General features: G+C 69.7%; 2 protein-coding genes and 1 rRNA gene. All 3 read left to right on the forward strand.

Annotation, left to right across the window (positions count from 1 at the left end):
- Positions 1-4 precede the first annotated feature (4 nt).
- Positions 5-121, forward strand: a 5S ribosomal RNA gene (gene rrf, locus AC13HU_RS36380).
- Between the two features lie 82 nt (positions 122-203).
- A complete protein-coding gene (locus tag AC13HU_RS36385; RefSeq protein ID WP_483046273.1) occupies positions 204-851 on the forward strand; it encodes an HAD family hydrolase in 648 nt (215 codons plus the stop codon).
- A 178-nt stretch (positions 852-1,029) separates the two neighbouring features.
- Positions 1,030-1,950: MFS transporter (locus AC13HU_RS36390; protein ID WP_483046274.1), on the forward strand; the 921-nt coding region annotated here is incomplete at its 3' end.

Raw genomic sequence — 1,950 nt, forward strand, 5'->3', positions numbered from 1 at the left:
GTGTTTCGGTGGTCATAGCGTTAGGGAAACGCCCGGTTACATTCCGAACCCGGAAGCTAAGCCTTTCAGCGCCGATGGTACTGCAGGGGGGACCCTGTGGGAGAGTAGGACACCGCCGAACAATTTTTATAGAAGCGTCAATCCTTGTGCTGGTCACAGGGGTTGGCGCTTCTTTGCGTTGCGGGTCCCTGTACCGTGAGCCCGTGCAGTACGACCTGGTGATTTTCGACAACGACGGCGTCCTGGTGGACAGCGAGCCGATCTCCAATCGCATCCTCGCGGACTGCCTGACCGAGGTCGGGCACCCCACCAGCTACGAGGACTCGATTCGCGACTTCATGGGCGCGGCGCCGCACCGTATCCACGACGTGGTGCGGGAGCGGTCGGGGGCGGAGCTGCCCGCCGACTTCGACGCGACGTACCACGCGCGGGTGTTCGCGGCGTTCGAGCGGGAGTTGGAGCCCGTGGACGGCGTGGCCGTGGCGCTGGAGAAGTTGGCGGCGGACGGGGTGCCGTACTGCCTCGCGTCGTCCGGGGGGCATGAGCGGATTCGGGTCGCCCTGCGGAAGACCGGGCTGTACGCGCGGTTCGGGGAGGAGCGGATCTTCTCGGCGCAGGACGTGGGGCGGGGCAAGCCGGCGCCCGACCTGTTCCTGCACGCCGCACGTGAGATGGGCGCCGCCCCCGACCGGTGCGCCGTGGTGGAGGACAGCCGGCTGGGCGTGGCGGCGGCGCTCGCGGCCGGGATGGACGTGTACGGGTACACCGCGATGACGCCGGCCGTGAAGCTCGCCGGGGCGACGGCACTCTTCGAGAGCATGGCGGAGCTGCCCGGACTGCTGTCCGGCTGACCGTTCACGTGGTCGTCACCGGCCCGTTCGTTGCTGTCGGCGGCGCTCGCCGGTACCCCTGGCCAGCACCTGTTCCCGCCGCCGACGTGGCGGACCGGTCCCGCGCGGACCGGCCCGCCAGGAATCGTGATCCCCGGCCCCTACTCATCCGTAGCTTTCGCGCTTAGCCTGCTCGCCTATGGACGTCGTTCGCCCGCAGGCTCTGCGGTACGGCCGGGTCGCCCTCGCGGTCAGCTTCTTCGCGCAGGGTGCGCTGTTCGCGTTGCTCGTGACCCGTATCCCCGCGATCCAGGACCACTACGGGATCAGCGACGGGCTGCTGCCGGTGTTCCTGGCGGCCGTGCCGATCCTGGCCGGTGCCGGGAGCGTGCTGACCGAGCAACTGGTGAAGCGGGTAAGGCCGAGCGTGGTGTTGCGCTGGGTGCAGCCGCTGGTGGGGCTGGTGCTGGTCGGGCTGGGTGCCGGGAACCGGATGTGGGCGGCGGCGGTGACGCTGGCGCTGTTCGGGGTGTGCGTCGGCGGGCTGGACGCGTCGATGAACATGCTGGGCGTGAGCCTGCAACGGGCCTGGGGACAGAGCATCATGCTGGGCTTCCACGCCTCCTACAGCCTGGGCGGCATCGTGGGGGCGTCGCTGGCCTGGTCGGGCGCGCACTGGCACTTCGAGCTGTTCTCGCTGTACGGGCCCACGGTGCTGGTGCTGATCCCGCTGACGCTGACCGCCAGCCGTTGGTACCGGGACCAGCGGCCCGACGACGCGGCGACCGGTGCCCTGGCATCCGACGGTTCAGGCGTCCGTGGCGCGGCCGATGACGGCCCGGCGGTGCCGTTCGGCACCGAACCTCCCGGTGCGGTCGCTGCGGGCCCTCCCGACCCGTCCGGTGAGCATCTGGCCGTGCCCCGGGCCGCCCAGCAGGTCGTCATGCGCATGCTGTTGCCGCTGTGCCTGGTGATGGCGTTCGTGTACATCGGCGACTCGACGGTCTCCAACTGGAGCGCGAAGTACCTCCAGGACACCCTGCACAGTTCGGACCAGCTCTCCACGCTGCCGTACGCGGTGTACACGGTGACCACGCTGATCGGGCGGTCGGTCGGGGAC

The sequence above is a fragment of the Streptomyces sp. NH27 genome (genome assembly GCF_056859195.1).